The organism is Streptomyces sp. GC420 (genome assembly GCF_009916105.1).
Classification (GTDB): Bacteria; Actinomycetota; Actinomycetes; order Streptomycetales; family Streptomycetaceae; genus Streptomyces.
The window spans coordinates 1-4,452 of record NZ_JAAAXQ010000515.1; the positions used below are offsets into that span (position 1 = coordinate 1).

A 4,452-nucleotide genomic window follows, 5' to 3' on the forward strand; every position below is an offset into this window, starting at 1 on the left:
GCGTGGGCGTGGCGGTGGCCGGGCGGGTACGGGGCGGCGTCGTGCGAGGGGCGGGGCTGCGGGGCCCCGCCCTCCGCGACGGGCTGCGGGGCGGTCACGCGGGTGGCTCCTTCCGCAGGCGGCGGGTGTCGGAAGGACCGGTGCCGCCGTCGGGTTCCCCGGCCGGAGGCCGCTCCGCGCCCGGCCCGCGGACCTGGACCGGTGGGCCGGCGGCCACCTCGGGCCCCGGTGGGCGGGTGCGCTGCGGCAGTGGGGCCGCCGGGTCCGCCGGGGCCCCGGTGACCGGCAGGACCGCGGTGGCCGCCGGGTCCGTGCCCGGGCCCGGCGGGGCGGGCGCGGCCGGCGGCGGAGCCGGGTCGCGCCGCGGAAGGGTGACGATCGCCGCCGTCAGCGCGAGCAGGGCGAGCACCTGCGCCACCGGGTGGAAGGGTCCCTCGTCGGCTGCCGGTGCCTCGCCCGCGCCCAGGGCAGCGGTGACACCGGCGCCCAGCATCGCGAAGAGGGCGAGCGGAACCAGAGCTGAGCGCCTGACGTACGCGAGCACCGCCAGCGCGGGGACCAGCAGGGCCCAGGGCCCGGCCACGACGATCAGCACCAGCGTCAGCACCACCGTGCCGAGCACCGCGCCCGGAGCCGGAGGCCCGGGCAGCGGCTCGCCGGCTTCGCCGGGCTCGGCGGGGGCGGCCCCGGAGCGCCGTACGAACGCCAGGGCCAGCAGCCCCAGCAGCGCGATCCCCGCGACGATCAGCCCGGCCTCGTACCACCGGGCGGGCTCGTACTCCAGCTTGATCGTGCCGGCCGAGTCCTGGGGCACCAGCCAGCCCTGCTGCCAGCCGTCGAGCCGTACGGAGCTCAGCTCCTCGCCGTCGAGGGTCGCCTTCCAGCCGTCGTTGGCGTTCCCGTACATCGTCAGGTAGGAGGCGGTACCGGTGCCGACGCGCACCGCGCGCCGGTCACCCGCCCAGTCCTCGACGGTCAGTTCGCGGTCGGCGGCGGGCGGGGTCTCGACCGTGCCGCGGGTCAGCGTCACGTCCGTCACGGCGAGCGGGCCCTCGTCACCCGCCTCCACCACGTGCTCGCCCCTGCCCAGCTGGACCGAGCCGTCCTTCTCCTGTCCCGCGCACAGTTCGACCTTCACCGGCCGTCGCTCGTTCAGATCGCGGACCAGCCCGCTCGCCTTCGTCGCGTGCAGCTCGCCGCCGATCGCCAGCACCGGACCCTTCCCGCACGGCAGGGCGAACTCCGCGTCGGGGTCCGGCTGCGGGCTGCGCAGTTCCTCCAGCGCAGGGACGTACACCTCGCTCAGCCCGACCGGCAGTTGCAGGCGTCCGTCGGCGAGGGGGTGGTGCACTGTCAGCGGCGCCGTCCTGGTGATGGTGATGTCGAGCCTGTTGGTGGTGATCCCCGGGAAGCGCGCCTGCCCGTTCTCGTCGACGGAGGCGATGGCCGCACCGTCGGGGGAGCTGATCTCGATCTGCTCCGGGCGGGCCGAGACTCCGCCCGCCGCGGCGAGCACGATCTCGTCGATCTCCACCTTCTCGCCCGGCCAGCTCAGGTGCAGCACCGGCTTGTCCCCGGCGATCCATGCCGTCGTCAGGTCGCCGTCCATGAGGTTGCGCGGGGTCAGCGAGGTGCCGAGGGCGGCGGTGGAGTCGGCGGTCGCGGTGATGCGCCGCTCCTGCTCGGGCGCCACTTCGTACAGCAGCCGGTCCAGTGCCTCGCCCGCGACGGGCAGCGCGCTGATCTCCGCCGCGTACGCGCCCGACGAGGTCGCCGTGAACTTCCGGTGCAGGCCCGTCTCGGAGGTGGCCGGGGTCAGGCCGCCCGGGTCGGTGGCGCGGTGCATCGAGAAGATCTCCGCGGAGGCCCCGGAGGACGCGGAACCGCTGTCGGAGCCGTCGTCCGCCGCATCCCCCGGCAGCGCCAGCAGCCGGGTGACCTGCACGTCCGGGACCGAGATCTCCGCGAACCCGGCACCGGTCAGCCCGGCCCGCGCCGCCTGCGAGCCGCGGATCTCGGCCTTCAGCCAGCTCGCCCTGCCCTTGGGCGCCTTGACGGACTGCCGGCTGCCGTCGGTCTGCAGCGGACTGTCCTCGAAACCCTGGTCGGTCGAGATCCGGATCTCGGTCGGCGCCGCGCGCAGCGCGTTCCCGGCCAGCGGGGTCACCTCGATCGACGCCGGCATGTCCACCGGCTCGTCGAACTCGACCCGCACCCACTGCCCGACCGGCTCGCCCGCCGTGCCCTCGGCCCACGCGGTCGCCGGATTGCCGTCGAAGGCGTTCACCGGGTCGTACTGCGGCAGGTGGAACAGCCAGTTGCCGCTGCTCGACGCGGTCACGGACTTCGCGCCGCGCAGCTCGGCCACCGTCTGGTGGGAGACACCGCTCGACGGGAGGATCTGCCTCGGCTCCTCGCCCGCGTCCTGGAAGCTGCCCGGCAGGTTCCGCTCGTCCCGTGTGTAGGTGTACGACGTGTTGGTGTTGACCAGCCCGAATCGGGTGTCGGCGCGCCGCAGCCCGTCCGCCACGGCCCGCACGGCGGGGTCGCCCACGCCGGGGTGGTTGTCCCCGGTCAGCACGGCGGGCCGATCCCGCATCTCCGGGTCCGCGGACAGCTGCAGCAGCGCCTCGGGCCCGCCGCTGACCACCGCCGTTCCCGCGACCGGCTTGAGCCCGGCCTGTCCGGGACGCTCCGCAGCGGACGGCGGGGCGTAGATCTCCACCGCCCGCTCCCGCGGGTACAGGCCCGCGACCTGCAAGGGCGTCTCCGGAGGGATCCGCCCCGAGGTCAGCAGCGGCCCGAACTCCGCGACGCGCCGGTAGCCGGAGGACTCCAGCGTCCGTTTCACGGTCTGCGGCGGTACGTAGCCCAACTGGTCCGGGTCGAGGTCGTTGCGCACCACGACGTAGTACAGGCCCGCCCGGCTCAGGTAGTCCGACAGGCCCGGGACCTCGGTGCCCGTCAGCAGCGCCTGCTCGACCGCGTCCATGGCCCGCCGGGCCCCCGGCTGGCCGAACGGCACGTAGTCGCGCTGCGCCCAGCGGGATCCGGCGAGCACGTCGAGCGGCTGGTCGACGGTGGTGCCCCAGGTGTATATGCCGTGCGCGGTGGCCGGGACGACCAGGGCGCGGCTGTCCGGGGAGTTCCCCTCCAGCCAGTCCGCCGCCCGCTTCCACTGCGAGGGCAGCGCCTTGAAGGTGCCGGGCTGGAGGATGTCGCCGTTCAGGTACGGCCAGGCCAGGCCGGGCAGCACCAGCAGTCCCACGACCAGTGGCACGAAGCGCCGGCCGCGCACCCGGCGGGCGCCGCGCTCCCGCGCCGCGACGGCCGTCACATGAGTGAGCCCGAGCACCAGGGCGAGGGCGAGCCCCGGCTGGAACTTGTAGACGTTGCGGAACGGGCGCAGCAGGCCGTCGAGCCAGCCCTGCACCGTGCCGCTGAACGGCGCGCCCGCCGAACCCGCGTAACCGGCCAGCGTGACAAGGACGACCACGAGCACGGTCAGCACCAGCCAGCGGCGCTCCGGCAGGTCGCGTCTCGCCAGGCCCGCGAGCCCGAGCGCGGCGGCCAGCGCCGAGCACAGCACGACGAACACGGAGGACACGACGGCCCAGCCCGCGGGCAGCCAGGCCTCGCCGAAGTGCAGGTAGCCGACCCAGTTGCCGGCGCCGCGCAGCACCTCGGTCGCGGACATCGTGGCCGTGGTGGTGTCGGCCTGCTCGACGTAGGGCAGCCAGTTCTCCCCGTACGAGCCGAGCAGCAGCAGCGGGATCACCCACCACAGCGTCGCCAGGACCACGCCGGGCACCCACCAGCCGATCAGCCGCCACTTGCGGGGGCTCGCGGGGCGGCTCAGCAGGTACAGGCCCACGGGCAGCAGCGCGGCCAGCGTCGACGCCGCGTTCACGCCGCCCATGAAGGGGATCAGCAGTGCCGAGCGCGCCGCGGCGATCCGGGGGGCCGTACGGTCACCGGCCAGCGGGAGCAGCACCCAGGGCAGCATCGCGCCAGGGAGCGCGGCCGCCGAGGTGGAGCCGACGACGACCGTGTAGACGGGCCACAGCGCGTACGCGGCGGCACCCACCAGGCGGCTCGGCCCGTTTCCCGTGCCCAGCCGCTCGGCCAGCCGCAGCGCGCCCCAGAAGGCGGCGGAGACGACCAGCGACAGCCACAGCCGTTCGGCGAGCCACACCGGGATGTGCAGCAGGTCCGTGAGCGCGTAGTACGGCAGCATCGGGAAGGCGTAGCCGACGTACTGGTTGTAGATCCCTCCGAAACCCGCCTGGTCCTGCCACAGCTCACCGAGGTCGGAGAGGAAGCCGAACGGGTCGGTGGCGACCCCGAGTTTGGTGTCGAAGGCGATCTTCCCCGGCGCGGCGGCGAGGAAGGCGACGAACACCAGGGCCCAGAAGCCCAGCAGCCAGCGCCTGCCGCGTGGCCCGTCCGGGG

General features: G+C 74.8%; 1 protein-coding gene. It reads right to left on the minus strand.

Features of this window, described 5'->3' with window-relative positions; translation table 11 throughout:
* Positions 1-94 precede the first annotated feature (94 nt).
* On the minus strand, positions 95-4,452 hold a 4,358-nt coding region (locus GUY61_RS35220; protein WP_166634388.1), incomplete at its 5' end, for an alpha-(1->3)-arabinofuranosyltransferase family protein.